This window comes from Actinomadura sp. WMMA1423 (assembly GCF_006547145.1).
Lineage (GTDB): Bacteria > Actinomycetota > Actinomycetes > Streptosporangiales > Streptosporangiaceae > Spirillospora.
The window spans coordinates 5,668,305-5,695,001 of sequence record NZ_CP041244.1 but is presented as its reverse complement, the minus strand read 5'-3'; the positions used below and the strand labels follow the sequence as shown (position 1 = coordinate 5,695,001).

The window sequence follows — 26,697 nt, the reverse complement described above, 5'->3', positions numbered from 1 at the left end:
CCGGCCCGGACCAGCGGGTTCAGGTCGGGAAGCGCGTCACCCACCGCCGCTGCCAGGGTGTCTCCACGGCGCGCGGGTGGTGGTGCTCGCGCGCCCAGGAGACGGCCTCGGACGGGGCCGCCCCCGACAGGACGGCCAGGCACGCGATGACGGTGCCGGTGCGCCCGACGCCGCCCCCGCAGGCGACCTCGACCGAAGCGCCGGAACGTGCCCGCTCGTGCAGGGCGCGGATCCGCCGGACGGCCTCGTCCCCGTCGCGGGGCAGCAGGAAGTCCGGCCAGTCGATCCACTCGGACGGCCAGCGCAGCGCCGGTTCATGCCTGCGGCGGAGCCGGCCGGAGCCGAGGTAGAGCCCGAAGTCGGGGACGGGGCCGTCCGGGAGCGGATCGCGCAGGCCGCGCCCGCGGACCAGGGTGCCGTCCGGGAGCTCGATCGCGCCGGTGAGCGTCATCGGGCCACCGCCCGGCGGCGGGCGCGGTGGTTGGCGACGTTGAGCCTGTTCCCGCACAGCTCCGGCATGCAGTAGCGGCGGCGGCCGGCGCGGCTGGCGTCGGCGAACACGCCGCCGCAGCCGGGGGCGGCGCACGCGCGGAAACGGCCGTGGCCGAGCGCCCGGACGAGGCCGAGCAGCGCGACGCCGGCGACGGTGGCCAGCTCCGCGACGAGCGGGGCGTTCCGGGCCGTCGGGACGTACCACTGCCACCGGCCGGACCGGTCGCGGCGCAGCACGGGCGCGAGCCCGACATGCCCGGCCATCAGGGCCGCCCGCTCCACCGCCTCGTCCTCGGACTCCGACTCCAGCACGGCCCGAACCTCGCGGCGCAGGAAGCGGACCTTCTCGACGTCGCCCGCGGTCAGCGCCGCGGGGTCGTGGGCGACGACGTCGTAGGCGGCCAGGTCGTAGCCGGAGAGCACGGCGGCGAGGTCGCCGGGCTCGGCGAGCGCCTCGGCCCCCCGTGCTTCCGGCGATGTGGCGACCAGGCCGTTCGCGACCTCGACGCCCGCCGTGTAGTCGGCGATCGGGATGAGCACGGTCCACGTCCTCCTCTGCCCTGCTGTAAGGGTTATAGGAGAACTGTAGCCCTTACTCGGTGGCGACGTCGAACTGGAGCCCGCCGTTCACCGCGGAGACCTCGACGTGCCCGCCGTGCCCCAGGTCGCCGGACAGGAGCAGGTCCGAGAGCTGGTCGTCGACCTCGCGCTGGATCGTGCGGCGCAGCGGCCGGGCGCCGAACTCGGGCTGGTAGCCGCGCTCGGCGAGCCAGTCCACGGCCTCGGGGCTGAAGGCCACGGAGACGTCCTGCGCGCGCAGGCGGCGGCGCGTCTCGTCCAGCAGCAGGTCGGTGATCTGGCGGAGCTGGCCCTCCTCCAGCCGCTGGAAGACGATGATCTCGTCGATCCGGTTGAGGAACTCGGGCCGGAACGACTCGCGCAGCCGCCGCATGATCCGGTCGCTCAGCACGGCGCCGTCGCCGGACGTGCCGAAGCCGATCTCGGTGGTACCGGTGATCAGCTCCGAGCCCAGGTTGCTCGTCATGATCACGACGGTGTTCCGGAAGTCGACGGTGCGGCCCTGCGCGTCGGTGAGGCGGCCGTCGTCGAGGAGCTGGAGCAGGACGTTGAACACGTCCTGGTGCGCCTTCTCGATCTCGTCCAGCAGGATCACCGAGTACGGCTGGCGGCGGACCGCGTCGGTGAGCTGCCCCGCCTCCTCGTAGCCGACGTACCCGGGAGGCGCGCCCATCAGGCGGCTCACGGTGTGCCGCTCCTGGAACTCGCTCATGTCGAAGCGGATCATCCGGTCGCGGCTGCCGAACAGCGCCTCGGCCAGCGCCTTGGCCAGCTCGGTCTTGCCGACGCCGGTCGGGCCGAGGAACAGGAACCCGCCGATCGGGCGGTCCGGGTCGCCCATCCCGGCACGGGACCGCCGGACGGCCCGCGACACCGCCTCCACCGCGTCCTCCTGCCCGATCACGCGCTCGTGCAGGTGCCCCTCCAGGTTGGCGAGGCGCTCGCGCTCGGCCTGGGTGAGCTGGGTGACGGGAACGCCGGAGATCCGGGAGACGACCTCGGCGATGTCCTCCGTGGTCACCTCCGGGACCGTGGTCGGCCCGCCGTTGCCGCGCGTCGCGGTGAGGTCCTCCTCCAGCCGGGCGACCTCGTCGCGAAGCTCGGAGGCGCGCTCGTAGTCCTCGTCCGCGACGGCCTGGTCCTTCTCGCGGCGCCGCCGGTCGAGGCGCTGCTCCAGCTCGCGCCGCCCGCCGTCGCGCGTGGAGCGCAGCCGGACGCGGGCGCCCGCCTGGTCGATGAGGTCGATCGCCTTGTCCGGAAGGAACCGGTCGGTCAGGTAGCGGCTGGACAGGTCGACGGCCGCGACGAGCGCCTCGTCGGTGAAGCGGACCTGGTGGTGCGCCTCGTACCGGTCGCGGAGGCCGCGCAGGATCTCGATGCTGTCGTCGGCGCTCGGCTCCGGCACCAGAATCGGCTGGAACCGCCGCTCCAGCGCCGCGTCCTTCTCGATGTTGCGTCGGTACTCGTCGATCGTGGTCGCGCCGACCACGTGGAGCTCGCCTCGGGCGAGCGGGGGCTTCAGCATGTTGCCCGCCGACATCGCGCCCTCCGCGCTGCCCGCGCCCACGATCGTGTGGATCTCGTCGATGAACACGACGAGGCCCTCTGCGTGCTCGCGGATCTCGTCCACGAGCTTCTTCAGCCGCTCCTCGAAGTCGCCCCGGTAACGGGTGCCCGCGACGACCCCGCCCAGGTCGATCTGGACGATGCGCTTGCCGCGCAGCGTCTCGGGGACCTCGTCGTCCACGATCCGCTGGGCCAGCCCCTCGGCGATCGCGGTCTTGCCGACCCCCGGATCGCCGATCAGCACCGGGTTGTTCTTGGTGCGCCGCGAGAGGACCTCGACCGTCTCCTCGATCTGGTCCTCGCGCCCGATCACCGGATCGATGCGCCCCTCCCGCGCGAGGGCGGTCAGGTCGCGTCCGAACTCGTCCAGCGTCGGCGTCCCGGTCGACTGCCCGCCACCGGACGGCGGCTGCCCGGAGCCGCCGCCGGACGCCGCCTGCTGGAGCGAGTCGGGCGTCACGTGCTCGTGGTCGAGGATCCGGCCGGCGCTCGAACCGCGATCGAGCGCCAGCGCGAACAGCAGGTGCTCGGGCCCGATGTAGGACGAGCCGAGCGCCCGCGACACCTGGTGCGAGTCGAGCAGCGCCCGCTTGGCCGCGGGGGTCAGCTCGGGCGGGACGTCCCGGGGCTCACCCCGCCGCGCGTGGTCCTCGATCTCTTCTCTGATCTTGTCCGGATCGGCGCCGGCCCGAGCCATCCACTGCCGCGTCCCCTGCTGGCGCGTCGCCGCCCACAACAGGTGATCGGTGTCCAGATCGTCGCTGCCCCACTGCGCGGCCTGCGCGGCGGCGTCCCGCACGAGCTCCCGCGCGGGCTCGCTCATCAGCCGCGCGAGGCTGATCCGCTCCATGGGCCGCCGGTGCGCCCGCGCCCCGAAGAAGCGGGCGAGCATCTCCTCGAACGGGTCCATTCCCCCTGGCCCGTACCATCCCGCGGTCATCTCCGAAAACCCCCCGGTAGTCGAAGGACACGTCATAACAACGGACATCCCCCTGCCCATGGCATGCCCCAGGAACCCCTCGCGCCAACCGTCTCACGACCACGGACCTGGGCATACGCGTTTCGCGGACGCCTGCCCGGGCCCGATCGACCGAACGCGCTCAGCCCGCGTCGATGCCGGCCGGCCCCCTGCCGAACCGGCGCCGGAGCCGCCGCCACGTCCACCCGCTCCAAACCCCGAGGACGAGCAGGCCGAGCATGAGGAAGAACGTTGCCCAGATGGCGTCCGGCGACCACCCGGCCGGATAGACGGCCCCCCGATTGCCGGTGTCGCGTGCCTTCACCCGGTCTCCCGCACCGTCGACACGCTCGCCGGAACCCAGCAAAACGTCACGGCGCACCACGGAGCCGTCGTCGGAGACGAAGTCGCCCCGCCATGAGCAGGACTTGCCGCACTTCTTGTCACGGGCAGTGAAGACCCCGGTTTTGCCGCCGTGGAAGAGCGCGGCGTACGACGGCACCAGGTCCTGCGCCGTGAAGAAGACGGCAATGACCGCCAGTATCGGCACGGCAAAGTTGAGGAAAACCGTGTTGACCACTCTGTCGAGCATCTCGCACCCCTTATCGGAGACGCCCGAGCCTCCGTCGGGCGTTTACCGGTGGGGGGTGTCGTCCAGGCGGCCTGGCCGGAAGAGGCCAGCGGCGGGGTGCGCGTCCTCAGGGCCTCGGGACCGGTGCGGCGCCGACCCAGCGGCGGTAGGCGCTCGCGTCGACGTTGCCGCCGCACACGATGGTGACGACGTGCCGGTCGGCGAAGCGTGCGCGGTCTTCGAGGACCGCCGCGACACCGAGCGCGGCCGACGGTTCGGCGACGAGGCCCGCGCGGTCGAGGAGCAGCCCCATGCCGGTGGTGATCGACTCCTCCTCGACCAGGACGGCGTCGTCGGCGACCACGAGGAGGTCGTCCAGCACGGCCGGGATGGGGCGTCGCCCCGCGACGCCGTCCGCGATGGTGTCGGTCGATTCGGTGGTGACGACGCGCCGCCGGTGCCAGGAGCGCGTCATCGCGGGCGCGCCCCGCGGCTGGACGCAGATCACCTCGACCTCGGGCGCGAACGCCTTCAGCACGTGCCCCACACCCGTGGCCAGCGCCCCGCCGCCGAGAGCGATCAGGACGGTGTCGAACGGCGGCGCGGAGCCGGGGGAGGTCATGGCGTCCACCAGTTCCAGGCCGATGGTCGCCGCGCCTTCGCAGGTCTCGATGTCCAGGCTGTCCTCGACGAGGCGGATGCCGTCGCGCCGCGCTATCGCCACCGCCCGCTCGCGCGCCATGTCGAAGTCGCCGTCCACCAGCTCCAGCCTGGCGCCGAGCGCGCGGATGCGGTCGAGCTTGGCCGCCGGCGCGGAGCGGGAGGCCACGACGGTGATGTCGAGCCCCCGGCCGCGGCCCGACCATGCGAGGGCCTGGCCGAGGTTGCCCGCGCTGGCGCACACCGCGGCTCGGGGACCGTCACCGGCGAGCAGGCTCGCGACCAGCTCGGTGCCGCGCCCCTTGAAGCTGCGGACCGGGTTCGCCGTCTCGAGCTTGACGCTCACCGCGCACCCGAGGTCGGGCTCCAGCGCCTCGCAGCGGTACAGCGGGGTGTCGAGGAAGATCGGATCGATCAGCTGGCGGGCCGCCCGGATCCGGGCGGTGTCGAGACGCGTCTCCGGCACGGCAAGGCAGCCTAACCCAGCGGCGCGCGGGCTCGCGGCGGGACGGATCACAGCCCGGAACCGCCCGTCGCGTCGATCACCCGGCCGGTCACCCAGCGCGCGTCGTCGGAGGCGAGGAAGGCCACGACGCCCGCCACGTCCTCGGGCCGCCCGACCCGGCCCAGCGCGGCCAGCGACGCCGCCCGCTCCTGCGCCTCGGGGTTCCCGCGCAGCCAGCCCGCGTTGAGGTCGGTGTCGATGATGCCGGGGGCCACCGAGTTCGCCGTGATGCCCCGGGGGCCGAGTTCCTTGGCGAGGTTGAGGGTGAAGGTGTCGAGCGCGCCCTTGGTCGAGCCGTAGGCCATGATCTCCGGCATCGCGATGCGGGCCACGCCGCTGGAGATGTTGATGATCCTGCCGCCGCCGCGCAGCCGACCGAGCGCGTGCCGCACGATGAAGAACGGCGCGCGGACGTTCACGGCGAAGACCTCGTCGAAGGCCTCCTCGGTCAGCGACGCGAGGTCGGGGCTGCGGCCGGCTCCCGCGTTGTTGACGATGATGTCGACGGCCCCGCCGGGCGCGTGATCGGCGCCGGCGGCGTCGAACGCGGCCCACAGGCGGGCCGCGTCACCGTGCCGCCCCAACTCCGCGTGCAGGGCGAAGGCCCGGCCGCCCTCCGCGCGGATGCCCTCCACGACCTCCTTCGCCGCCGCCTCGTCGCGGGCGTAGGTGACGGCGACGGTGGCGCCGTCCCGGCCGAGACGCAGGGCGATGGCCCGTCCGATGCCGCGGCCTCCCCCGGTGACCAGCGCGATCTTTCCTTCGAGTGCACGTGCGCCCATGGCTGCGACCTCTCCTCCGAATTCTTGAGCGTTTGCTCAAGAAGGAAGTTAGCACACATTCTTGAGCGCTCGCTATAGAATCCTGGGGTGAGCGAGACACGTGCGAAGCGGGGGCGGCCGAGGGCGTTCGACCGCGACGCGGCCCTGACCGCCGCCACGCGGCTGTTCTGGGAACGCGGCTACGAGGCCACCTCCGTCGGCGAGCTGACCGAGGCGATGGGCATCAGGCCCGGCAGCCTGTACGCGGCCTTCGGTGACAAGAAGTCGCTGTTCAAGGAGGTGGTGCAGAGCTACGGACGCTCGCCCGTGGGCGCGTTCATGGGCATCGCCCTGGACGAGGAACCCACCGCCTACGGCGCCTTCGCCCGCATCCTGCGCGAGGCGGCCGTGATCTACACCGACGCCTCCCACCCGGCCGGCTGCCTGACGATCAGCGCGGCGACCAACGTGACCCCGCAGGACGCCGAGGTGGCGGCGTTCCTCCGCGATCTGCGGAACACGAACCTGGAGGGCTTCCGGACCCGTCTCCAGGCCGCACAGCGGGCGGGCGAACTGGCCGCCACGGCGGATCCCGGCACCGTGGCCGCGTACTTCGCCGCCGTCATCCAGGGCATGTCGCAACGCGCCGCCGACGGAGCCACGGCCACCGAACTCACCGCGACCGCCGAACTGGCCCTGACCGCATGGCCGGCGCCACAAAGTTGACCACTACGGCCGCCAAGGCGCTGCGTAGCGCAGGCGGCCCCTGACGGCGAACCGCTCCCTTGGCTCCTCGCCAAGGGGGCCGTCCGGTCGCCGTCAGATCTCGGGTGGGCGCTCGTAGGAGGCGGCGATCGCGGTGGCGCGGTCGCGCAGGGCGGTGCGCAGCCACTGCGGAGCCAGGGCTTCCACGCCGGCGGCGAGCTGCCACAGCGCCCACTCGGCGTGTCTCGGATCCTGGAAGGTCACCTCCATGCGCAGCCGGCCGTCGGCGCCGGTCTCCTCGGCGCGGACGGCCAGGGCGGTGCCCACCAGGTCGTCCCGCCGAGCCGGGTCCACCCGGACCAGCACGGCGACCTGGTCGCCCCCGGTCCGGAAACGCGTGCTGCGCTCCTGCCAGGTCCGGTCGAGATCGACCCGGTCGGGCCGCTGGGCGGGTTCTGTGAGCTCCTCGGCGGCCAGGACCCGCGACAGCCGGTAGGTGCGCTCCGCGCCGGACCTCGTCGCCAGGAGGTAGCCCTGGCCGCGGACGGTGACCAGGCCGATCGGGTCCACCGTGCGCCATTTCGGGGCCCGGCCCGCGGCCGCGTAGTGGATGCGCAGCTTGTGCCCGGCGAACACCGCGCGCCGGACCTCCGCCACTACGGCGTCGGGCACCTCCTCGGCGTCCTGCCGGCGCGAGAGGAGGTCGATCTCGGGGTCGATCAGCAGCCGCTCCGCCGCGACGGCCGCGGTGTCGCGGTGGGTCGCGGGCAGCGCGTCGACGACCTTGAGCATCGCCGAGGCGAGCGCCGAGCCGAGGCCGAAGGCCTGCGCGCCGCGCCGCGATCCGGCGACCAGCAGGGCCAGGGCCTCGTCGTGGTTCAGGCCGGTGAGCTCGGTCCGGAAACCGGGCAGCAACGCGAACCCGCCATTGCGGCCGCGCTCGGCATAGACCGGAACACCGGCCGCGGACAGCGCCTCGATGTCGCGCAGGACGGTGCGGGTGGACACCTCCAGCTCGCGGGCCAGCGCGGACGCGGACAGCCGGCCGTGGCGCCGCAGCAGCAGCACAAGCGAGACCAGCCGGTCGGCGCGCACCCGAGAACTCTACTGAAATACATGACACAGGATGTCGTGATTCGTTGGGAGGCTCATCAGTGCGGTCGACGGAACGCGGTGCCGGCGGAAGGGTCCGGCGACGCGGTCGACCCGTGCGTTGTCGACGAACCGAATGGAGTCTGTGACGATGGAGCGAACGGTGGTCAACCCGTGGGCGTGGTCCGTGGAGATGGGGTACGACCAGGGTCAGGTCGTCTCCGGACACACCCGCACCCTGTACTGCGCCGGACAGACCGCTATGAGCGACGACGGCAAGCCCCAGCATGCCGATGACATGGCGGCGCAGCTGGCGCTGAGCCTCGACAACCTGGAGGCAGTGCTCGGCGAGGCCGGCATGTCCCTGGCCGACCTCGTCCGGCTCAACGTCTACACCACCGACGTCGACCGGCTCTTCGAGCACTACGGCGTGCTCGCGTCGCGGTTGGGCGCGGCCAGGGTGGCGCCGCCCACGACGATGCTCGGGGTGACACGGCTGGCGATCCCCAGCCTGATGGTCGAGCTTGAGGGAACCGCCGTCGCGTGACGCGGTCGCGCCGGGTGTCCACAGGTTGTGGAGCGGTCGCTACCGGGCTCCGCCGTCGCCGGAAGTGCCGGACGTACCGGACTTGCGCTCGACGCCCCGGCGCATCGCCTCCACGAAGACCTTGGCCACGAGGCCCAGGAAGATCAGGTCGCCGAGCATCTGCACCGCCGTCAGGGCGCGGGCCGTCTGGGAGATCGGGACGATGTCGCTGAAACCGACCGAGGTGAAGATCGTGATGGTGAAGAACAGGGCGTCGATGTGCGTCAGCGGCTCGGAGAAACCGGGCGGGACGTCGTAGCTCATCAGGCGGTAGCTGGAGGCGAACACCAGCAGGAAGAGCCAGAGGGTCGTCCCCAGCGCCTCGATGGTGCGCAGCCGGGGGGAGTCCGACCGCGCGATCGACCGCGCCTGCCACGCGACGAGCACTCCCAGCGCGACCAGCGCCGCGGTCAGCACCGTGCCGCTCACCACGGTGAACGCCCTGTGCAAGGGGGCCGCGAAGTACACGGCGATCAGGGCCACCGTGGTCAGCGTCGTGCGGAGGACCACCCGGGCCCAGAGCACTATGCGGGCTCTTCGCGACTGAGCACTCACTCTCCGTCAATGCCCCGGAGCGCCCCGTCTGATCCGTGGACGGGGCGCTCGTCCAGACGGCAGGGCCCCGGCGGAGCCGTTCGACGCTAGATGAGGCCCTGGGCGAGCATGGCGTCGGCCACGCGTTCGAAACCGGCGATGTTGGCCCCGACCACGTAGTCACCGGGGGCGCCGTAGCGTTCGGCGGTCTCGTAGCAGGTGTCGTGGATTCTCGTCATGATGGCCGACAGCTCCTCCTCCACCCGGGAGAAGGGCCACGCGGCGCGGCTCGCGTTCTGCCGCATCTCCAGCGCGCTCACCGCGACGCCGCCCGCGTTGGCGGCCTTGCCGGGGCCGAACGCGACCTCGGCCTCCTGGAGGATGTGCACGGCCTCGGGCGTGGTCGGCATGTTGGCGCCCTCGGACACGGCCTTCACGCCGTTGCGGACGAGGATCGCGGCGGCTTCGGCGTCCAGCTCGTTCTGCGTCGCCGAGGGCAGCGCGATGTCGGCGGGGACGTCCCACACCCGGCCGCCCGGGACGAACCGCGCGGAGGCGCCGCGCAGGTCGGCGTAGTCGGAGACGCGCCCCCGGTCGACCTCCTTGACCTGCTTGAGCAGGTCGAGGTCGATCCCCTTCTCGTCCACGACATAGCCGGCGGAGTCGGAGACCGTGATGACGTTGGCGCCGAGTTGCTGGGCCTTCTCGATCGTGTAGATCGCGACGTTGCCGGAGCCGGACACGACGATCTGCTGGCCGTCCAGGTCCTCGCCGCGGCGGCGCAGCATCTCGGCCGTGAACATCACGTTGCCGTAGCCGGTCGCCTCCGTCCGGACGGCGGAGCCGCCCCACAGCATGCCCTTGCCGGTCAGCATCCCGGCCTCCCACCGGTTCGTGACGCGGCGGTACTGGCCGAACAGGTAGCCGATCTCGCGGGCGCCGACGCCGATGTCGCCCGCCGGGACGTCGGTGTGCTCGCCGACGTGGCGGTGCAGCTCGGTCATGAACGACTGGCAGAAGCGCATGACCTCGGCGTCGGAGCGGCCGTGCGGGTCGAAGTCGCTGCCGCCCTTGCCGCCGCCGATGCCGAGCCCGGTCAGCGCGTTCTTGAAGATCTGCTCGAAGCCGAGGAACTTGACGATTCCGAGGTTCACCGTGGGATGGAAGCGGAGCCCGCCCTTGTACGGCCCGAGCGCGCCGTTGTACTCGACGCGGAAGCCGCGGTTGACGTGGATCTCCCCGTCGTCGTCCTCCCACGGGACGCGGAACATGATCTGCCGTTCCGGCTCGATCACCCGCTCCACCAGCTTGGCGGTGGCGAGCCCGGGCCGCGCGGCCAGCACCGGGCCGAGGCACTCCAGCACCTCGTGCACGGCCTGGTGGAACTCGGCCTCGCCCGGATCGCGGCGCAGCACCCCCGAGTAGGTCTCCTCCAGGACGGCCATGGTCTCGGGCGGGGCCGGCAGGCGTGAGGCGAGGGGCATAGCTCAGATCCTTCCTTGGGACCCCTTCACTCTAGGACCCGTCCCCGGATGCTGCCGGAAGCCTCGCCGCAACGACCGCCGCCAGAACCGCGTCCTGCCTGGTCGGACGCGGTCCGGCGGCGGGAGAAGGTGGATCAGCCGGAGTCGCGGAGGCGGGAGGCGAGGACGGCGGCCTGGCTGCGGTCGAGGTCCTTGGTGGCGGTGAGCAGGGTCACGGTTCCCTGCTGAGCCAGTTCCCGCAGGTGGTCGAGGGCCGCCGCGCGCTCCGGCTCGCCCAGTTCGGCGTCGTAGCGGCGGGTGAACTCCTCGAACCTGTCGGCGTCGTGCCCGTACCACTTGCGGAGCTCGGTGGAAGGGGCGACGTCCTTCTCCCACTCGTCCAGGCGCGCCTTGTCCTTCGACAGGCCCCGCGGCCATACCCGGTCGACCAGGATCCGCGTCCCGTCCTCGGACGAGGGCGACTCGTACACCCTGCGCAGCCTTACGTCCATGGCGTCCCTATACCCGCGTCACGGAAGTGACCCACCTCCCCCTGGGCACCGTGACTTGTGGACCGCGGGCCGTTCGGCTCATCGCGGGGTTCGGGGGTGTCCTGGCGGCGGTGTCAGGGGTGGGCGGCCGGGTCCGTCGAGGTCCGGTGAGGCGGGCGTCCCCGGTGGGAACGCCCCGAAGGCGCGCTCCCTGCCCGGGGCGTCGTCCAGGCCCCGGCGGTCCGAGGCCCGGCCGTCCGGAACCAGGGCGTCCGGGACGCGGATGTCCGGGATCCGGCTGCCGGGGACCCGGACGCGGTCGGCGGCGGCGCGGCGGGCGAACTCGGCGGCGGCCGTCCGGCGGGCGAACTCCCCGGCGAGGGCGCGGCCGAGGACGTCGTCGTCTGGCCGGTGCCTCTCCAGGTATTCGAGGGCCTCGGCGAGTTCCGCGGAGGTCAGCCGCCGCACCGGCTTCCCGGTCCAGCGCGGCAGGCCTCCGGGCCGTCCGGTCGTCGAGACGGGCGGCGGTGCCGGTGGCGGGACGGACGGCGCGGCGCGCGGTTCGGGGTTCATGGGCGGGATCCTTTCAATTTCCGGGGCATTCCCGCCCCGGCGGCGGGCGGCGCGGTGTAAAGGGCCGCATTGGTGTCGCCGAACAGGATCGGCACGTGCATTAATGGAACCGGCAGGCCGGCGAGGCGGCCGCGGAGGCTCACGATCCTTTGCCGGGGAACCTCACGGCCGCGGCCCAAGCGCAGGCACTCGATGGCCGAGGTGCTGCACCGCAGCGCGGCGGCATCGGAGCCGCGCGACGATTCCAAGCCGCCGCGCCCGTTCCCGCCCGGCCGAAATCGCGGCCCCCGCGAGAATACCGGTGCGCCCGCGCAAGGGGACGCACCGGTATCTCACAGCATTTCAAGCGTCGCTGAACAACGATTTGCGTTCCGGCCGTCCGTTCACGCTCGCCGCCCGGCCGTTCGTGCCCGGCCGTCCGTTCGTGCTCGCGGCCCGGCCGTTCGTGCCCGGCGGCCGCCCATTGGTGCTCGGGGCGAGGCGGGAGGTCTTGGCGGGGCGCGGCAGCGCGGACTCCACCAGGTGGTCGTGGTCGGGCGCCGGGACGGCCGGGCGCTGCTCGGGCTCGGCCACCGGGCGCTGCTCGGGCTCGACCGCCGGGCGGGGCTCCTCGCGGGGCCGGTCGCGCAGCCGCCGCGCCGCCTGCCTGAGGGCGCGCTCGCCGACGAGCCGCGCCAGCTCCAGGCCCCAGCAGTCCAGCTTGTCGGCGTCGGTGAGGTCGTCGCGTCCGCTCAGCTCGGCGGCGAGGCCGCCGAGCCGCTGCGCCTCGGACAGGTCGAACTCGCGCATGAGGTGGCAGCACAGCTCCGCGAGGGCCGCGTGGTCGCGTTCGAACGACAGCCCCGCCAGGTCGTCGTGCGACAGCCTGCTGAGCGCGCGCTTGCGCTCCAGCTCGCCGTCGGCGAGGCGCAGGATGCCGCTGAGGAGGGCGACGGGGCCGATGCCGCCGCCGCGGCTCTGCGCGGGGGCGAACGACATGCGCAGCACCGCGGCGGAACCGAGCCCGGCCGCGATGACCCGGACGACCATGAGGCTCGCCGGGGGCGTGTAGAGGGGCAGCCCGAACGTCCAGCCGGAGGCGGTCACCGCGATCAGCGCGACGATCGACGCGCTGGCGTTGACGAAGACGAACAGCAGCCCGCCCGGGGAGAGCAGGGCGGCGACGGGCTTGTCGCGGTAGCGCGCGACGAGCTCGGCGAGGCCGATCGCGCCGCCGATCAGGGCGGCGAAGAGCATCTCGATGGTCATGGGCTTCCTCTAGGCGCTGCGGGCGGACGACCGGCCGAACGGGGACTCCTCGGTCCCGCCGCGCCGGGACGGCATGGGGGCGGGGCCGCGGCGCGGCGCCGGCTCGGCGCGGCCGGCCTCCAGGAAGACCAGCAGCCACTCGGCGGGGCCGGAGGCGACCCCGGTGCGCGTGCGCCGCGCCCGCTCGCGGGCGCCCAGAAAGGCCAGGAGCCACTCGGTGGGGCCGGGCGCCCCCGCGGCTCGGTTTCGTGAATCCATGCGGGAGACCATTCCGCAGCCGGAGATCGAAGTCGACTCCATCCGGGTCAAGCTTTCAAGGATCGTGCTGGCAATGCGACCATTTCCGTCAGGTCGGAAAAATCCAGCGGACGACACGATCTCCACCCGGCTGGCATGGCAATGCCGAACGATGGCCCGGCGCGCGGGAGTTTGTTTACGGAGAAATGGGGCGATGCTCCGGGCGGCCCGGTGGGAGGAGATCCGCATTTATGCGGCGGCGGAGCGCCCGCGCGATGCCGGAGCCGCGCCTCGCGACACGCCGTGGGGCCGCCGCACGGCTGTCAGCCGGGTGACAATCCGGCACCTTTGAAACTTTCCACGCATGCCTATCGGTCCGTCGCTCCCGCGACCGAACCTGAAGGAGCTGTCGGCTTCAGGAGGGCGTGCCATGGCTCGGACCACACCGTCCGCCGGGAAGGGCTTTCCGCTGTCCGGGCTCCCGCCCGGGGTCGCCGAGCCGATGCGCCCCCACCTGGAGGCGGCGGCGGTGGAGATGGTCGAGGAGATCCAGGGGCTCGTCCCGGAGTACGCGCGCCCGCCGGAGAGCCGGTACGGGCGGCGGATGCGGTGGGCCGTCGAGGAGACCGTCCGGCAGTTCGTGGACGCCATCGGCCGCCCCGGGATGGAGTGGGAGAGCGTCACCGGCATCTTCGAGGGGATCGGCGCGTACGAGGCGCGGAAGGGCCGCAGCCTGGACGGGCTGCAGGCGGCGATCCGGGTGAGCGGGCAGGTCGCGTGCCGCCGGTTCATCAAGGACGCCCGGCGCCTCGACTGGTCGCTGGACACGCTGGGCTGCGTCACCGAGTCGCTGTTCGTGTTCCTGGAGCGCGTCGCGAGCGCGGCGGCCCAGGGGTACGCGCGCGCCCAGGGCGAGCTGGCCGGGGAGCGGGAGCGGTTCCGGTGGCGGCTGCGCGACCTGCTGGTCATGGACCCGCCGGCCAGCGCGGAGGCGATCGCCGAGCTGGCGAGGTCCGCCGGCTGGCCGGTGCCGCGGACGCTGGCGGCCGTCGCGCTGCGGCCCGACCCCGGCGGGGCGCCTCCGGTGCTGCCGCCGGAGTTCCTCGCCGACTGGCACGCGCCGTCCCCGTACCTGATCTGCCCCGACCCGGACGGCCCCGGCCGGGACCGGCTGCCGGCCGCCCTCAAGGGCACGCCGTCGGCGGCGATCGGCCCGACCGTCCAGCCGTCCCGGGCCGCGCTGTCGCTGCGCTGGGCGCGGCAGGGGCTCGCGCTGATGGAGCGCGGCGTGCTGCCGGGCAAGGAGCCGCTGCGCTGCCTCGACCACCTGCCGAGCCTCGTCGCGGCGCAGAGCGAGGAGCTGCTGGACGTCGCGCTGAACGCCCGGCTGGGGGCGCTGATGGAGCTGCCGGCGCACCGGCGGGACGCCCTGTCGCGGACGCTGCTGACCTACATGGAATGCCGCGACAACGCGGTGGCGGCCTCGGAACGGCTCCTCGTGCACGAGCAGACCGTCCGGTACCGGATCCGCCGGCTGGAGGAGATCCTCGGCGGCGTGATGTCCGACCCGGACCGGCGCATCGAACTGCTGCTGCTCCTGCACCACCTCGTCCGGCTCGATCCCGGCGACCGGCGCCTCTCGCCCGGCGGCGGCGCCGGACGGCGGTGACGGGCGGTCGGGCGGCCGCCACCACCGTCCGGCCGATCGGTCAGCCGGTCGGGCAGGTGCCCTCGTACTGGGCGATGGCCGCGTCCGGGCTCGGTTCGGGACAGAGGAACCGCTCGTAGCGGGCGTCCTCGTCGACGAACCGCTTCATCCACGCGATGGCGTACTTCGCGATCGTCGTGTTCGGCGAGTTGAACGCCAGGTGCCCGGCGTTCTTCAGCTCCAGGTACGCCTTCTCCGGGACGGCCGTGAGAGAGCCGTAGTACTTCTCCGCCATCGAGTCGGCCGGCGCGATCTGGTCGTTGTCCGCACCCATGATCATGGTCGGCGCCTTGACGTTCTTCCAGTCGTAGTCGGTGTCCCACGGGGCGAGGGGAACGGCGGCCCGCAGCGACGCGCGCTTGTTCGCGGCCTCCAGCGTCCCGCCGCCGCCCATCGAGTGGCCCATGACGGCGAGGCGGGACGCGTCGATCCGGTCCTTCGCCTTGCTCTTGCCGGTCATGTAGTCGAGCGCGGCCAGGAGCTGCTCGCCGCGGGCGGCCGGGACGTCCAGGAGGCTGTTGGTCTCCAGGGTCATGACGACGAACCCCTGGGACGCGAGCCGCGGTCCGTACCAGTCGATCAGGGCCTGCGCGGAGAGGAATCCGGGCGAGACGGCGATGGCGCCGAACGTGCCCTGGCTCCGGTCGGTCGGCGCATAGATGGTGCCCTTGTTGAATCCGGCCCCGCTGCCCGCCGGAACATCGATCTTCTCGATGGCGAACGGGCCCCGCTCCGCCGTGATGCTCGCCTCGGTCGGGTCGGGCCCGCGCTCGTAGGGACCGGCGGCGAGGAGGCGGGCGGCGAGGGGACCGGCGGCGGGGCGGACGGGCGAGGCGGGGGCCGCGGCCTGCGCGGCGGGCGCCAGCGCGGCGGCGGCCGCGAGGGCGACGGCGGGGAGCACTCTGAGCGCGTGCGTGGCATGCCTGTTCATCGGGGCGCACCCTTCACTGGGCGAATCCCGCGACGGGGGTGGAGTTCGCGGGTTCATGAATTGTGAATCGCCCCGGCGTCCTTTGCTTCGCCCGCAACCGCACCTTCGCTCCACCGGTCTCGTCGCCGGCTAACAAACTGGTCAGGCGGCGAGGCGGTCGGCCGACCGCGCGGCGGCGGTCAGCCCCTCCAGACGGGCAGGTGGAGGGCGGAGGGGTGTTCGCGGTCGCGGAGGATCTCCAATCGCGTGCGCCGGGACGCGACGGCCCGTGCCGCGGGCTCCGCGGTGCCGTGGTTGCGGGCGAAGCGGGGGAAGGCGCCGCCCGCGAGCATGACGCGCAGGCGGTGGCCGCGCCGGAAGCGGTACGCGGTCGGGTGCATCTCGATCTCGGCGCGCACGATCCCGGTGGACGCGGGGCCGGTGGGCGCCAGGCGCAGGATGCCGTCGGTGACGTTGCGCGAGACGCCGTCGCGGTCGACGTCGCAGAGCCGGACGAACAGGTCGCCCCGCCCCGTGCTGGTGCGCACGTGGACGGTGGCCGACACGGGCCCGATCAGGTCGAGATCCTCCGCCAGTGGGGCGCCGGTGAGGACGGCCACGTCGTCCCGGCGTTCCAGTGGGGCGTTGTCGCGCTGCTTGCCCTTGCCTGGGGAGAGGAGCGGGCCGCCGACATTCGGGGTCGGGTCGAGGGGGTCGTAGGTGAACGTGGCGGGGTCCGCGTCCGGCTCGTCCCAGACGAGGCCGTGCGACAGGTAGAGCGCGGTGGGCCGGGTCTCGGGCGGAGGCCATTGGTCGAAGTCCAGCCAGGTGTTGGCCTGTTGCAGGTACAGCCTTACCGGCGCCCTGCAGAGTTGGGCCCTGTCTCCGTTCAGGTGGGCGCCCAGCCAGGAGACCTGGTCGTAGAGCATCGCGCGGAGGGCTTTGGCGTCGTGTCCCCAGGGGCCGATCGTGATGCGGACCTGGCGTCCCTCGGCGTGCAGGGCCGTGAAGTCCCTGAGCTGGCGGCGCAGGAAGAGGTCCCACCAGCCCGTGACCATCGTGGTGGGCGTGGTGGTCGCGGGGACGGCGGCGCTGTGGTCGGCGGCCTTCCAGAAGTCGTCGCCGGGCTCGGCGTGGGCCACGACCTCGCGGAGGAACGATTCGGGGCGTCCGATGGCCGCGAGGTCGGCCTCCCCTACCGGCAGGTGCCGCATCGCCTGCCGGACGCGCCTGTTGTGGAACGGCCGTCGCCTCTCGTCCTGCGTGCCCATCAGCGACGACCAGACGAGGGTGTTGTGCAGGGCGAGCGCTCCGCCCGGATAGAACGAGCTCGCGAACTCGGACGCGGTGATGCCGAGCCCCATCGCCGTGAGCGGCGGGTCGGCGTACGGCGCGACCGCCCACTGGGTGAACCCGAGGTAGCTGGCACCGGCCATGGCGACCCGGCCGTCGCTCCAGGGCTGCGCACGGAGCCACTTGAGCGTGGCGAGGCCGTCGTCCTTCTCGTCGTGGAAGGCGTGGAACTCGCCGCCCGACCCGAGGACACCGCGCACGTTCTGCACGACGACCTGGAACCCGCGGCGGGCCAGCACGCCCGCGAACAGGCGCACGGCGGCCTGCCGCTTGCCGTACGGGGTGCGCACCAGCACGACCGGCAGCGGTCCCGCCCCGCGCGGCCGGTACAGGTCGGCGACGAGCGCGGCGCCGTCCGGCATGGGCACCCGCAGGTCCCGCGCCGTCTCGACGTGCGGGGACGGCGACTCGGGCAGGCCGAGGAAGCGGTCGACGAGACGCCCCGAAACGGTCACTGGACTCCCTCCGAGCGTGCACGGCCGCACCCGGCTCCGCGCGACCGCGTCCGACCTGGACGGCCTCGCGCCGGATGTTCCGTCTGCCAAGTCGTGCGGCGGCCGTGATGTGCCGGGCAGGGCCGGTGTCCTAGATTGCATGAATGATCGCAGTGCTCGACGCCCCGTCCAACCTGGGGCTCCGCCCGCCGCGCGAGGGCCACGAGCCCGGCGTGCGGCGGCTCGCCCGCGCGCTGCGCGGGCACGGCATCGTCGGCCGCCTGAAGGCCGACGACGCGGGACGGGTGGATCCGCCGCCCTACGCGTTCGGCCCCGACCACGGGACGGGCTACCTGAACGGCCCGGGCATCGCCGACTACACCGAGCGGCTCGCGGCCCGCGTCGGCGAGATCCTGGACCGCGGCGACTTCCCGGTGGTGCTCGGCGGGGACTGCGGCATCCTGCTCGGTCCCATGCTCGCGCTGCGCCGGCGCGGCGCCTACGGCCTGGCGCATCTGGACGGGCACGACGACTACTCGCCCCGGCGGGACCCCTCGGCCGTCGCCGGACGGCTGACCGCGGGCGGGGCGGCGCTCGGCCTCGCCACCGGGCGCGGTCCGGCCGCGCTCACCGGCATCGAGGGGCTCGGCCCCTATGTGCGGGAGGAGGACGTCGCGCACATCGGCGTCCAGCGGGAGCCCGAGGACTTCGAGCTGTTCGACCTGGACGCGTTCGAGGCCTCGCGCGTGCGGCGCTTCCCGATCGAGTACATCCGCGAGCACGGCGCGGACTCGGCCGCCGAGGGAGCCCGGGAGCATCTGGAGGCCGCTCCGATCGAGGGGTTCTGGATCCACCTGGACGTCGACATCCTCGACAAGAGCGTGATGCCGGCCGTCGACTCCCCCAACCCGGACGGTCTGTCGTTCGAGGAACTGACGTCCGTCCTGCGGACGCTGGTCAAGAGCCCGCGCGCGCTTGGGCTGCACATCGCCATCTACGACCCGGAACTGGACCCGGACGGCGTGGCGGGAGCAGGACTTACCGAAACGATCGTCGCGGCCTTCTCGTAGTCCGTGTCGGCCAGCGTCCACTTCGTATCCAGCGAGGCGATCGATCCCGCCGATGTCCACGAGTTGGTCGTGTCGATGGACGGCGGCCGCGATCCCGTGCGTCACGTCCCGGGCGAGGCCGTCCTCGCACGGGACGGCGCATGCGTCAACGTCTCCACCCGGAGCGTCGGCGAAGAGGAGCGGGAGCGCGCCCACGCGGCCGCCTGGGAGCGGGCTCTCGGCGCACCGCCCCGGACCCTGGTGACGATGGAGCTGGTGGGCCGTGACCACGCCCAGTGGCTCGCCGCCGAGATCGTGCTGGCCGCCGCCGAGCGCTGGCGCCTCGTCGTCGAGGACCTCGCGGAGGAGACCGTCACGGTCCCCGAGTTCGAACGGCGGTTGGCCCGGCGCCAGGGCGGCTTCTTCCTGCCGGACCGCTGGCTCGACCCCTCGCCCGCTGCGCAGCGCCGCCACCGCACGAAGGACGCCGCGCTGCTCCTGCCGGGCGGCGTCACCGCCGAGCGCTTCCTCGGGCTCGTCCGGTCCCTCGGTGCGGAGCCCGCACCGGATGACCGCACCGACGCGGTCCTCTCACGCGGCGCCGCCAGGGTCTGGGTGCGTGCGCAGCCGCCGGGATTCGCGGGCGTCCCTCCGCAGGACGTTCTGGGCGCCCCGCCCTACAACGCGGTCATCGTGGAGGTGTTCGAGGCGGCCGGTTCGCAGCTCCTGGCCGCCGAGCTCGTGGAGGCCGCCGCCGCGCACTGGCCGCTCCTCGTGCGGGGCTTCTCGGGGCAGGTGCTGAGCGTGGACGACGTGCGGGCGCGCGTCGCGACGGGGACACAAGACGTCTTCGACCCGTGACCGCGAGCGGAAGGGCGTCTGGTCAGGGCGTTGTCAGCCGTTCGTACTCGTAGAGGACGCTGGCGAACTCGCCCGTCGGGATCTCGCACGTGTGGCCGGGCAGCCACAGGTGCTCCAGCCGGACGGTCTGGACGTCGAGCCTGACATGGCAGGCGTTGCCTGTGTGCTCCCAGCCGGGGCGCGCGGCGCGGACGACTTCCAGATGGTGGCGGTGGCTCTGCACGTCGTGGAGCAGGAACGCCGTGAGGACGTGCCGCGGCCCGTAGACCGCGGACGTGAACGCGCTGGCACTGGACGCGGCGGCCGCCAGATCGACACCGGAATCGGCGAGTTCCGGGAAGAACACCTTGACGCGCCGCACGACACCGCCGATCTCGATGGGCTGGCACGGGAGCCGTAGGACGGTCTCAGGGTCGACGTAACCGTGCACAGGTACCCCCGCGACGAGACCCGACCACGCCCCCGGGATCCCGTCGAGGAAGCGGGCCTGGGTCAGCGCGTTCCCCAGTTCGCCCATGAGGCGTTCCGGGTCGAGGCCCTTCGGCATAAACGTCTTGGTGCCGCTGCGTAGGCGCGTCCCCGATTCGTCCAGGACGGCGAGGTCGGCCCAACAGGCACCGGAGCCGGTCTCCATGACGCCGTGCGGAAGGCAGGCGTCCGGGTGCGGGGTCAACCCGGCCAGGTCCTCCAGCACAGCACGGGGCGTCTGGACGAGTCCCCAGCCCTGCGTCCGCTGGGAGACCGAACCGAGTGCGAGGGAAGCGGCCATGGGCTCCCCACTGCCCGGGGAGCCGAGGTCGCGGTCCAGGCTGCGGCGGCTCTTGAGCGCCCCGACCTGGTGGAGGTACTCGTCCAGGCACCGCCGGAGGACGGCCGGTTCGAGGTCGCAGGACGCCCATCCGGCGACGTCCCGCACGTGCACGGTCGTCCCGTCGAAGTCGAGGCGGTGGTAGCGGTACTCCTCCTGCCAGGGCCGCGCCGCGCCGTCGCTCAGCCGCCCCTGGGCGCGCGCTATGGCCGAGACGTCCTCGCCCAGGTCGTTGATGAGAAAGTCGCGCAGCGGGGCGTGCAGTGGATCGGTCTCCACCGCCACCCGGACCCCATCGCTGCGGAACCGCACCGGAAGCGACATCGCCATTCGCGTGATTATGCCTATAAGAGAAGATCATCACCGGTATGGCGGAATGTTCGTTCCGATCAGATGGGCTCGTCGGCCATGTAGGGGGGCGCCGGCTCGTACTGGATGTAGCGGCGCACCGCTCGGGCGTGGTCGCGGCCGTGGATGCGTCCGACCAGCCAGAGGGCCATGTCGATCCCGGCCGACACGCCCTGGCTCGTCACGAGGTCGCCGTCCACGACGTAGCGTGCGTCGCGTACGACGGTCACGTCGCCCCGGGCCTCCAAGGCGTCCTCAGAGGCCCAGTGGGTCGCTACCTTGCGACCCCTGGCCGGGCCCGCGGCGTGCAGCAGGATCGACCCAGTGCACACGCTCGTCACCCAATCGGCCTGTTCTGCGACCTTCGCTATCCAGCCGGTGACGACCGGGTTGTTCGGTTGCGTCTCCCTAGCGCCGCGCCCACCGGGGACCAGAAGGACGTCCAGCTTCGGGTGGTCGTCCAAGGTGTGGTCCGGCACGACCCTCATGCCCTTGTTGCAGCGGACCGGCTCCGGCCGCTCGGCGACCAGGACCGCCCTGTCCCCTTGGTCGCGCACCATGGCCGAAGCCGTGAACACCTCCCACGGGCCCACGAAGTCCAGTTCCTCGGCCTCCTCGAACACCAGCAGCCCGTACGTGGTCATGCGTACTCCCTTGCTCCTCTGAAGCGGTCCCGGTAGTCCGAGGGCGCGACGCCGACGTGCCTGTGGAAGGCCCGGCGCAGCGTCTCGGCGGTGCCGAAGCCCAGCCGCCGCGCCAGCGCCTCGACCGGTTCGTCCCCTTCCGCCAGCGCCCGCCGCGCCGCCTCGACGCGGACCCGCTCCACGTAGGCGGCGGGCGGGACCCCCATCTCGGAGGTGAACCTGCGCTGCAGATGCCGCTCGCTCAGGCCGGAGCGTCCGGCCAGATCGGCGATGGTGTGCCGCGCGCCCGGATCCGCCTGGACGGACGACACCGCCGCGCGCACCGGATCGGTCGCGGGCTGCGCCGACCACAGCGGCACGCTGAACTGCGACTGGCTTCCCGGCCGCCGCAGGAACATCACCAGCTCACGCGCCACCTCGTGCGCGAGGTCCCGTCCGTGGTCGTCCTCCACGAGCGCCAGCGCGAGGTCCATCCCCGCCGTGACGCCCGCGGACGTCCAGACGCGCCCGTCCTGGACGAAGATCGGGTCGCAGTCCACGGCCAGCCCGGGATACTCCGCGCGGAGCTGCTCCTCCCGGGCCCAGTGCGTCGTCACGCGCCGGCCGTCCAGGACCCCGGCCTCGGCCAGCAGCAGCGCGCCGCTGCACACCGAGGCGACCCGCCGCGCCGCCCGCGCGGCCCGCGCGACCCAGCCGACGAGCGCCGCCTCGCCCCGCGCGTCGTCGACCCCGGCGCCGCCCACCACGACCAGGGTGTCGATGCCCTCCGGCGCGAGGTCCGTGCCGAAGGACGCGTGGACGCACAGCCCGCCGGACGCCGTGACCGGCCCCGCCTTCGGCCCGACGACCAGGCACTCGTACCGGCCGGTGGTCTCGAACACCTCGTGCGGGCCGGTCAGGTCCAGGATCTGGAACCCGTCATAGACCACGAACGCGACGCGCATGCGTCCAGGCTGTCACCGGGCCGGACATGGCGTCCACGACGGGCATCCCACAGATCACGCCACCCGCTCGCACACCTGGTCGCTCGCCCGGCTCTCGCCGCGCTGCACGGGGACGCCGCCGGACGTCCGGACGCGCGTGAAGCCCGTGCCGACGACCAGGTCCACGACGCCGGGGGCCGTCCTGGCGCGCGACGCGACCCGAGCGCCCGGCACGAGGCCGGCGAGCGCCCTCGCCTGGGGCTCCGCGCCCGTCCCGTAGCGGATGTGGGTGGCCCGCGGCCGGGAGCCGAGGTTGCCGACCCCGGCGACCTGCCAGCCGGCGTCCCCGAGCTGCGCCGCCACCTGCGCGGCGCGCCCCTCGACCCCGGAAGCGTTGAACACCCGCACCTTCCCGGGCCGCGCGCCCGGGGCCTTGGCGGGCGCCTGGGCGACCACGTCCCTGCGGAGGGCGTCGAAGAACTCGTCGGCCGCCGGCTGGGTCAGCGCCACCCGGTTGCGGTCCAGCGGGTGCGCCCCCGACGGCACGGTGACGAAACGCAGCTTCCCGGCGTCCAGGCCGCGCATGCCCTGCGCGAGCTTCAGCATCTCCGCGACGGTCAGCCCCTTGTCGGTAGTCAGCGACTGGGCGGTGGCGTTGAGCAGCGCGTTCAGGCGTCCCGGATCGGTGAGGACGCCCCGGCTCATCGCCTCCTTGGCGAGCGCGCCGAAGAAGTGCTGCTGCCGCGTGATGCGCTCGGTGTCGCTCCTGTTCCCGAAGCCCTTGCGGCTGCGCACGTAGGCCAGGGCCTGCTCGCCCTTCAGGCGGTGCGAGCCCTTGGCGAGGTTCAGCCCCGAGTCCTTGTCGTGGACGTCGCCCGTCACGCACACGGGCACGCCGCCGACCGCGATCGCTATGCGCTTGAAGCCCGTGAAGTCCACCTGCACGAAATGGTCGATGTGGATCTTGGTGAGCTGCTCGACGGTGTTGACCGTGCAGGTGGGGCCGGCGCGGCCGATGGCCTCGTTCAGCATCGCGGCGCGGCTGCCCGGCGCCTTCGTCCCGTCCCTGCGCGTGCACGCGGGGATCGGCACCATCAGGTCGCGGGGGAAGCTGACGGCGATCGCCTGCCCGCCGTCCGGCGACAGGTGCAGCAGCACCATCGTGTCGGACGCGGGCGGCTTGCCCCGCAGGCCCCGCCCGTACCGGGCGTTGGCGCCCCAGCAGCCTCATGAAGCCTCCCGGCATGTATCACCGCTTCCCCGCCGCCGGGTTCACACCGCCGGGCCCCCGCCCGCCGGCGCCGTGTTCGCGCGCGTTCCCGCGCGGGCCGGAAATCATTGGTTGACACGCCGCGGGGGGTCTGGTTAATTGTTCCCCATGAAGCTTTGATTCTTCTCCGGTTGAGCCGCCCCCGGCATTGCCGCGGGCCCGCTCCCGTCACCTCTCCCGGCGCTCGCTCATCTCACGGCGCACCCTGTGCACTGGGACGATGCTGCGCGCCCGCACACCTTCCCCACGGCCCTCCACGGCCGAATCCAGACGTGTCCGGAGGCGATCTCTTCATGCGCGCAATCAACCGAGAAATGGGCAACGACCCCTTCGCCAATGCCCGAAAGAAGGGCAGGCGAAAGAACTCCGACTCCAGGTCGGCGAATTTCGCGAACAACCGCCGCAACGCCCGGCAGATGCCGACCCGGCAGCTCAACCGGGGCCGCTGACCGGCGCCTCCCGGCCCCGGTCCCGCCCGTCGGCGGCGGCCGGGGCCGGGAACTCCGCCCACACCACCGTCCGGGCGCCGTCCGCCCGGAACCCCCACCGCGACGCGAGCGCGTCCACGATCCGCATCCCGCGGCCCGTCTCCGCGCCCGTCTCGTCCTTCACATGGGGGCGCCCGCCGGCCGCGCCCTCATCGGCGACCTCGACCCGGTGACCCCCGTCCCAGGCCAGGACGGCCACCGTCACCAGGCCGCCCTCCAGCCCGGACGCCGTGTGCGTGATCGCGTTCGCGACCGTCTCGCTCACCACCAGGACCAGGTCCTCCAGCGAAGGATGACCGGCCGCCACGCACCGCACGAAGCTCCGCGCGCACCCGACCGACCGCCGCACGCCCGGCAGCGTGATCTCCCCGATCACCACACGGTCCCGCGTCCCGACCACAGCACCGCCTCCCCGTCCCGGCCCCCCTCACGTCCGGAAGGCGGCCCGTCACCCTGGAGGTACGGATCGCGGCCCCTGTCCTGTTCACGGCGCGCGGCCGGGCACCGGAGGCGGCACCCGGGTCTCACGATGAGTCACTTAGAGTGACGTTGTGCGAGGTTCCGGGACACCACTGTGACGGCAGGGAAACGGGAGCATGCCCGCCCGCGGGGCAGGGGCCTGCTCTTCTCGGTGCGCGGGCGCGCGACTCTCATCACCGTCGCGGTGTCGGCGCTGATCCTGGTGCTCGCGCTGGTCCTGATGCTGCTGCTGGCGCGCGACTGGGCGGAGAACAGGGTCGCGCGCGAGACGGAGCGGACCGCCGAGCGGATCGCGTTCGGCCTGTCCAGGGGAACGAACCCCGGGATCATCGAAACCCGCCCGGACGAGGCGCAGATAGTGCAGGTCGTGAACCCGCAGGGAAGGGTGGTGGCGTCCACCGAGGAGATCCGCGGACGCCCGGCGCTCGCCACCGCCGACCTCGCGAGGGGCGAACTGCTGATCGACCAGCGGGTCTGCCCCCGCTACCTGCGCGAGTGCGTGTGGGCGTTCGGGCTGCGCCTCCGCACGTCCCCGTGGGGCCAGGACGTCATGGTCATCGCCGCGGCCCCGCTGCCCGGCCTGCTGAACTTGTGGCTGCTGCCCGTCCTCCTCTTCGGCCTGCTGGTCGCGCTGCTCAGCCTGATCGCGTGGTGGACGTGGCACACGATCGGGCAGGCGTTCGTCCCGGTCGACCTGATCCGTGCCGAGATGGCCGACCTCGACGAGCGGGGCCTGGACCACCGGGTGCCCGTCCCGGACGGCGGCGGGGGGATCCAGAACCTCGCCGAGACGGTGAACGCCACCCTCGACCGGCTGGAGGCGGCGGCGAACCGGGAGCGCCGCTTCGTCTCCGACGCCTCCCACGACCTGCGCAACCCGATCACGGGCCTCCAGACACGGCTGGAGGTCGCGCTGGACGAGCCGGACGACGCCGACTGGAAGCCGATGGTCCGCGGCGCGCTCCGCGACACCCAGCGCCTGAACGACATCGTCGGCGACCTCCTCGAGCAGTCGCGGCTCGACGCCCGCGCCCCGCAGCCGGTGGAGCCGGTCGACCTCGCCGCCCTGGTCCGCCGGGAGGTCGGGCTGCGGACCGCCGGCGTCCCGATCCGGATGCGCCTGGAACCCGGGGTGGTCGTCCGCGCGAACCCGCTGCGGCTGAGCCGCGTGCTCGGCAACCTGCTGGGCAACGCCGAGCGGCACGCCGACTCGCGCATCGAGGTGACGGTGGCGCGGGAGGACGGGGACGCGGTGATGCAAGTGCTCGACGACGGCTCCGGCATACCCGCGGAGTCCCGCGAACGCGTCTTCGAGCGCTTCGCCCGCCTCCCCGAGTCGCGGGAGCGGGACCCCCACGGCACCGGCCTCGGCCTCCCCATCGCCCGCGAGATCGCCGAGATCTACGGCGGCTCCCTGCGCATCGCCGACTCCCGCGCGGGCGCCCGGTTCGTCCTGCGCCTCCCGCTGGTCACCGGCGACGGATCTGCCCGATGACGCTGGACAGGCCGTCCGCGCCGTGCCCGGCCTCCACGGCGCGCCAGAACAGGTCCCGCAGGGCGGTCGGGCCCGCGGTATCGATCCCCGCCTCCCGGGAGGCCTCGACAACGTGGTCGGCACCGACGGCCTGCATGCGGAGGGTGTTGTCCCCACCCGGGGAGACGCCCGCGTCGATCTCCTCCGTGAGGTGCTTCAGAAAGCCCATCGGCCCTTCGCCACCGAGGGCGAGCAGCATGGACGCCGCGAACGGACGGAAGCGCTGGGCGGGCACGCCCGCGGTGCCCAGCAGCGCCACGGCGTGCATGTAGGCGGTCAGGGTCGACCAGAAGAGGTACAGCTGCGACTGGTAGTAGAGCATCGACAGGCCCGGGTCCTCGCCGACGAACGTGACGTCCCCCAGCTCGCCCAAGGTCTCGCGGTGGCGTTCCAGTACCTGCTCCGGGCCGCTGTAGAAGACATACGAACCCGGTTGGCCGATCCCCGGCGGAGGCACCATGATCCCGCCGGTGAGCAGGACGCCGCCGCGCCCGGACGCCCACTCGCTCGCGCGGCGCAGTTCGGCCGGGCTGCCGGAGCTGAGGTTGGCGATCACGCGTCCTCCGAGGTCCGCGCCGTCGAGCGAGTCGCGCATCGCCTGGTAGTCGGTCTGGCTCACGACGACCAGCTCCGAGGCCGCCAGGGCGTCGGCGGCGGTGGGGGCGAGGACCGCGCCGGCCTCCACCAGGGGGGCCGCCTTTGACGCCGTCCGGTTCCAGACCGTGGTCGGATGGCCGTTCTCGAGGAACGTCCTGGCCATGGTCGCGCCCATGGGTCCGAGGCCGATGACGGTCACCGGGGTGTTCACAAGTCCTGTGCTCACATGTCCTCCTGTGTGCTGTGTTCCCTCCACACTCGTCTCGGCC

28 protein-coding genes are annotated in these 26,697 nt (G+C 73.0%); 7 read left to right on the top strand and 21 right to left on the bottom strand.

Annotated features, from left to right (window positions below; all coding sequences use genetic code 11):
* Positions 1 to 19: 19 nt before the first annotated feature.
* From FKD65_RS26450 to FKD65_RS26425, 6 genes are all read right to left on the bottom strand, one after another.
* Entirely contained in the window at positions 20 to 451 is a 432-nt protein-coding gene (locus FKD65_RS26450) for a protein-tyrosine phosphatase family protein (protein WP_141580034.1), read from the bottom strand.
* Entirely contained in the window at positions 448 to 1,032 is a 585-nt protein-coding gene (locus tag FKD65_RS26445; RefSeq protein WP_141580033.1) for a CGNR zinc finger domain-containing protein, read from the bottom strand. Before FKD65_RS26445 ends, FKD65_RS26450 begins: the two co-directional genes overlap by 4 nt.
* A 52-nt stretch (positions 1,033 to 1,084) precedes the next feature.
* Positions 1,085 to 3,577 (bottom strand): ATP-dependent Clp protease ATP-binding subunit, encoded by a 2,493-nt coding sequence (locus tag FKD65_RS26440; RefSeq protein ID WP_141580032.1) that lies wholly within the window; start codon positions 3,575 to 3,577, stop codon positions 1,085 to 1,087.
* A 160-nt stretch (positions 3,578 to 3,737) separates the two neighbouring features.
* Entirely contained in the window at positions 3,738 to 4,187 is a 450-nt protein-coding gene (locus FKD65_RS26435; protein WP_141580031.1) for a hypothetical protein, read from the bottom strand.
* Between the two features lie 106 nt (positions 4,188 to 4,293).
* Positions 4,294 to 5,292: a threonine/serine dehydratase gene (locus FKD65_RS26430; protein WP_141580030.1), complete on the bottom strand. Its 999-nt coding sequence runs from the start codon at positions 5,290 to 5,292 to the stop codon at positions 4,294 to 4,296.
* A gap of 47 nt (positions 5,293 to 5,339) precedes the next feature.
* Positions 5,340 to 6,113 carry an SDR family oxidoreductase gene (locus FKD65_RS26425; protein ID WP_141580029.1) on the bottom strand — a complete coding sequence of 258 codons (774 nt, stop codon included), beginning with the start codon at positions 6,111 to 6,113 and terminating at the stop codon, positions 5,340 to 5,342.
* A gap of 87 nt (positions 6,114 to 6,200) precedes the next feature.
* Between FKD65_RS26425 and FKD65_RS26420 the strand changes: the two genes are divergently transcribed.
* A complete protein-coding gene (locus FKD65_RS26420) occupies positions 6,201 to 6,818 on the top strand; it encodes a TetR/AcrR family transcriptional regulator (protein ID WP_141580028.1) in 618 nt (205 codons plus the stop codon).
* Between the two features lie 93 nt (positions 6,819 to 6,911).
* On the opposite strand, the gene FKD65_RS26415 is transcribed toward FKD65_RS26420, so the two are convergent.
* On the bottom strand, positions 6,912 to 7,892 hold the full coding sequence (locus FKD65_RS26415) for a YafY family protein (protein ID WP_141580027.1): 981 nt from the start codon (positions 7,890 to 7,892) through the stop codon (positions 6,912 to 6,914).
* A gap of 148 nt (positions 7,893 to 8,040) precedes the next feature.
* Between FKD65_RS26415 and FKD65_RS26410 the strand changes: the two genes are divergently transcribed.
* The gene (locus tag FKD65_RS26410) at positions 8,041 to 8,436 is read left to right on the top strand and encodes a RidA family protein (protein WP_141580026.1); all 396 of its coding nucleotides are present in this window, start codon (positions 8,041 to 8,043) and stop codon (positions 8,434 to 8,436) included.
* Between the two features lie 39 nt (positions 8,437 to 8,475).
* Here FKD65_RS26410 and FKD65_RS26405 read toward each other — a convergent pair whose 3' ends face one another.
* The 6 genes from FKD65_RS26405 to FKD65_RS26380 all read right to left on the bottom strand — a co-directional run bounded on the left by FKD65_RS26405 (position 8,476) and on the right by FKD65_RS26380 (position 13,042).
* Complete coding sequence (locus FKD65_RS26405) at positions 8,476 to 9,000, bottom strand: potassium channel family protein (protein WP_141580025.1); 525 nt, start codon at positions 8,998 to 9,000, stop codon at positions 8,476 to 8,478.
* A gap of 116 nt (positions 9,001 to 9,116) precedes the next feature.
* Positions 9,117 to 10,454, bottom strand: a complete 1,338-nt coding sequence (gdhA, locus tag FKD65_RS26400; protein ID WP_141587090.1) for an NADP-specific glutamate dehydrogenase — start codon at positions 10,452 to 10,454, stop codon at positions 9,117 to 9,119.
* Positions 10,455 to 10,627: 173 nt separating this feature from the next.
* Positions 10,628 to 10,984: a DUF488 domain-containing protein gene (locus FKD65_RS26395; protein WP_141580024.1), complete on the bottom strand. Its 357-nt coding sequence runs from the start codon at positions 10,982 to 10,984 to the stop codon at positions 10,628 to 10,630.
* A 78-nt stretch (positions 10,985 to 11,062) separates the two neighbouring features.
* A complete protein-coding gene (locus tag FKD65_RS26390) occupies positions 11,063 to 11,536 on the bottom strand; it encodes a hypothetical protein (protein ID WP_141580023.1) in 474 nt (157 codons plus the stop codon).
* Positions 11,537 to 11,878: 342 nt separating this feature from the next.
* A complete protein-coding gene (locus FKD65_RS26385) occupies positions 11,879 to 12,784 on the bottom strand; it encodes a hypothetical protein (protein WP_141580022.1) in 906 nt (301 codons plus the stop codon).
* 9 nt (positions 12,785 to 12,793) lie between these two features.
* On the bottom strand, positions 12,794 to 13,042 hold the full coding sequence (locus FKD65_RS26380) for a hypothetical protein (RefSeq protein ID WP_141580021.1): 249 nt from the start codon (positions 13,040 to 13,042) through the stop codon (positions 12,794 to 12,796).
* On the opposite strand from FKD65_RS26380, the gene FKD65_RS26375 reads away from it, so the two are divergent.
* Both FKD65_RS26375 and FKD65_RS26370 read left to right on the top strand, forming a co-directional pair.
* Positions 13,041 to 13,373, top strand: coding sequence for a hypothetical protein (locus FKD65_RS26375; protein ID WP_141580020.1), 333 nt, complete (start codon positions 13,041 to 13,043; stop codon positions 13,371 to 13,373). The genes FKD65_RS26380 and FKD65_RS26375 overlap by 2 nt on opposite strands.
* A gap of 78 nt (positions 13,374 to 13,451) precedes the next feature.
* Positions 13,452 to 14,690 carry a CdaR family transcriptional regulator gene (locus FKD65_RS26370; RefSeq protein ID WP_141580019.1) on the top strand — a complete coding sequence of 413 codons (1,239 nt, stop codon included), beginning with the start codon at positions 13,452 to 13,454 and terminating at the stop codon, positions 14,688 to 14,690.
* A 40-nt stretch (positions 14,691 to 14,730) separates the two neighbouring features.
* On the opposite strand, the gene FKD65_RS26365 is transcribed toward FKD65_RS26370, so the two are convergent.
* The gene (locus FKD65_RS26365; RefSeq protein WP_141580018.1) at positions 14,731 to 15,660 is read right to left on the bottom strand and encodes a dienelactone hydrolase family protein; all 930 of its coding nucleotides are present in this window, start codon (positions 15,658 to 15,660) and stop codon (positions 14,731 to 14,733) included.
* A gap of 179 nt (positions 15,661 to 15,839) precedes the next feature.
* A complete protein-coding gene (locus FKD65_RS26360) occupies positions 15,840 to 17,447 on the bottom strand; it encodes a CocE/NonD family hydrolase (protein ID WP_205718262.1) in 1,608 nt (535 codons plus the stop codon).
* A 143-nt stretch (positions 17,448 to 17,590) separates the two neighbouring features.
* Between FKD65_RS26360 and FKD65_RS26355 the strand changes: the two genes are divergently transcribed.
* A complete protein-coding gene (locus tag FKD65_RS26355) occupies positions 17,591 to 18,496 on the top strand; it encodes an arginase family protein (protein ID WP_141580016.1) in 906 nt (301 codons plus the stop codon).
* Between the two features lie 3 nt (positions 18,497 to 18,499).
* Entirely contained in the window at positions 18,500 to 19,336 is an 837-nt protein-coding gene (locus tag FKD65_RS26350; protein WP_141580015.1) for a hypothetical protein, read from the top strand.
* 22 nt (positions 19,337 to 19,358) lie between these two features.
* Here FKD65_RS26350 and FKD65_RS26345 read toward each other — a convergent pair whose 3' ends face one another.
* The 5 genes from FKD65_RS26345 to FKD65_RS26325 form a co-directional block, all read right to left on the bottom strand.
* Positions 19,359 to 20,474 carry a hypothetical protein gene (locus tag FKD65_RS26345; RefSeq protein WP_141580014.1) on the bottom strand — a complete coding sequence of 372 codons (1,116 nt, stop codon included), beginning with the start codon at positions 20,472 to 20,474 and terminating at the stop codon, positions 19,359 to 19,361.
* 59 nt (positions 20,475 to 20,533) lie between these two features.
* The gene (locus tag FKD65_RS26340; protein ID WP_141580013.1) at positions 20,534 to 21,136 is read right to left on the bottom strand and encodes a DJ-1/PfpI family protein; all 603 of its coding nucleotides are present in this window, start codon (positions 21,134 to 21,136) and stop codon (positions 20,534 to 20,536) included.
* A complete protein-coding gene (locus FKD65_RS26335; protein ID WP_141580012.1) occupies positions 21,133 to 22,080 on the bottom strand; it encodes a GlxA family transcriptional regulator in 948 nt (315 codons plus the stop codon). Before FKD65_RS26335 ends, FKD65_RS26340 begins: the two co-directional genes overlap by 4 nt.
* A 54-nt stretch (positions 22,081 to 22,134) precedes the next feature.
* On the bottom strand, positions 22,135 to 23,220 hold the full coding sequence (locus FKD65_RS26330) for an LCP family protein (protein WP_141580011.1): 1,086 nt from the start codon (positions 23,218 to 23,220) through the stop codon (positions 22,135 to 22,137).
* Positions 23,221 to 23,761: 541 nt separating this feature from the next.
* Positions 23,762 to 24,217: an ATP-binding protein gene (locus tag FKD65_RS26325; RefSeq protein WP_141580010.1), complete on the bottom strand. Its 456-nt coding sequence runs from the start codon at positions 24,215 to 24,217 to the stop codon at positions 23,762 to 23,764.
* Positions 24,218 to 24,391: 174 nt separating this feature from the next.
* Here FKD65_RS26325 and FKD65_RS26320 point away from each other — a divergent pair, with 174 nt between their 5' ends.
* Positions 24,392 to 25,792 carry a HAMP domain-containing sensor histidine kinase gene (locus FKD65_RS26320; RefSeq protein WP_240809614.1) on the top strand — a complete coding sequence of 467 codons (1,401 nt, stop codon included), beginning with the start codon at positions 24,392 to 24,394 and terminating at the stop codon, positions 25,790 to 25,792.
* Here FKD65_RS26320 and FKD65_RS26315 read toward each other — a convergent pair.
* Positions 25,767 to 26,654: an NAD(P)-dependent oxidoreductase gene (locus FKD65_RS26315; protein ID WP_205718261.1), complete on the bottom strand. Its 888-nt coding sequence runs from the start codon at positions 26,652 to 26,654 to the stop codon at positions 25,767 to 25,769. The two genes, FKD65_RS26320 and FKD65_RS26315, sit on opposite strands and share 26 nt — an antisense overlap.
* Positions 26,655 to 26,697 lie beyond the last annotated feature (43 nt).

Bases quoted from the DNA above. Each gene is read 5' to 3' on its own strand.
- FKD65_RS26410 (WP_141580026.1), top strand. From the start codon at position 8,041: ATGGAGCGAACGGTGGTCAACCCGTGGGCGTGGTCCGTGGAGATGGGG.
- FKD65_RS26440 (WP_141580032.1), bottom strand. From the start codon at position 3,577: ATGACCGCGGGATGGTACGGGCCAGGGGGAATGGACCCGTTCGAGGAG.
- FKD65_RS26385 (WP_141580022.1), bottom strand. From the start codon at position 12,784: ATGACCATCGAGATGCTCTTCGCCGCCCTGATCGGCGGCGCGATCGGC.
- FKD65_RS26370 (WP_141580019.1), top strand. From the start codon at position 13,452: ATGGCTCGGACCACACCGTCCGCCGGGAAGGGCTTTCCGCTGTCCGGG.
- FKD65_RS26450 (WP_141580034.1), bottom strand. From the start codon at position 451: ATGACGCTCACCGGCGCGATCGAGCTCCCGGACGGCACCCTGGTCCGC.
- FKD65_RS26425 (WP_141580029.1), bottom strand. From the start codon at position 6,113: ATGGGCGCACGTGCACTCGAAGGAAAGATCGCGCTGGTCACCGGGGGA.
- FKD65_RS26380 (WP_141580021.1), bottom strand. From the start codon at position 13,042: ATGGATTCACGAAACCGAGCCGCGGGGGCGCCCGGCCCCACCGAGTGG.
- FKD65_RS26355 (WP_141580016.1), top strand. From the start codon at position 17,591: ATGATCGCAGTGCTCGACGCCCCGTCCAACCTGGGGCTCCGCCCGCCG.
- FKD65_RS26375 (WP_141580020.1), top strand. From the start codon at position 13,041: ATGCGGGAGACCATTCCGCAGCCGGAGATCGAAGTCGACTCCATCCGG.
- FKD65_RS26435 (WP_141580031.1), bottom strand. From the start codon at position 4,187: ATGCTCGACAGAGTGGTCAACACGGTTTTCCTCAACTTTGCCGTGCCG.
- FKD65_RS26335 (WP_141580012.1), bottom strand. From the start codon at position 22,080: ATGCGCGTCGCGTTCGTGGTCTATGACGGGTTCCAGATCCTGGACCTG.
- FKD65_RS26330 (WP_141580011.1), bottom strand. From the start codon at position 23,220: ATGGTGCTGCTGCACCTGTCGCCGGACGGCGGGCAGGCGATCGCCGTC.
- FKD65_RS26340 (WP_141580013.1), bottom strand. From the start codon at position 21,136: ATGACCACGTACGGGCTGCTGGTGTTCGAGGAGGCCGAGGAACTGGAC.
- FKD65_RS26390 (WP_141580023.1), bottom strand. From the start codon at position 11,536: ATGAACCCCGAACCGCGCGCCGCGCCGTCCGTCCCGCCACCGGCACCG.
- FKD65_RS26345 (WP_141580014.1), bottom strand. From the start codon at position 20,474: ATGGCGATGTCGCTTCCGGTGCGGTTCCGCAGCGATGGGGTCCGGGTG.
- gdhA (WP_141587090.1), bottom strand. From the start codon at position 10,454: ATGGCCGTCCTGGAGGAGACCTACTCGGGGGTGCTGCGCCGCGATCCG.
- FKD65_RS26395 (WP_141580024.1), bottom strand. From the start codon at position 10,984: ATGGACGTAAGGCTGCGCAGGGTGTACGAGTCGCCCTCGTCCGAGGAC.
- FKD65_RS26365 (WP_141580018.1), bottom strand. From the start codon at position 15,660: ATGAACAGGCATGCCACGCACGCGCTCAGAGTGCTCCCCGCCGTCGCC.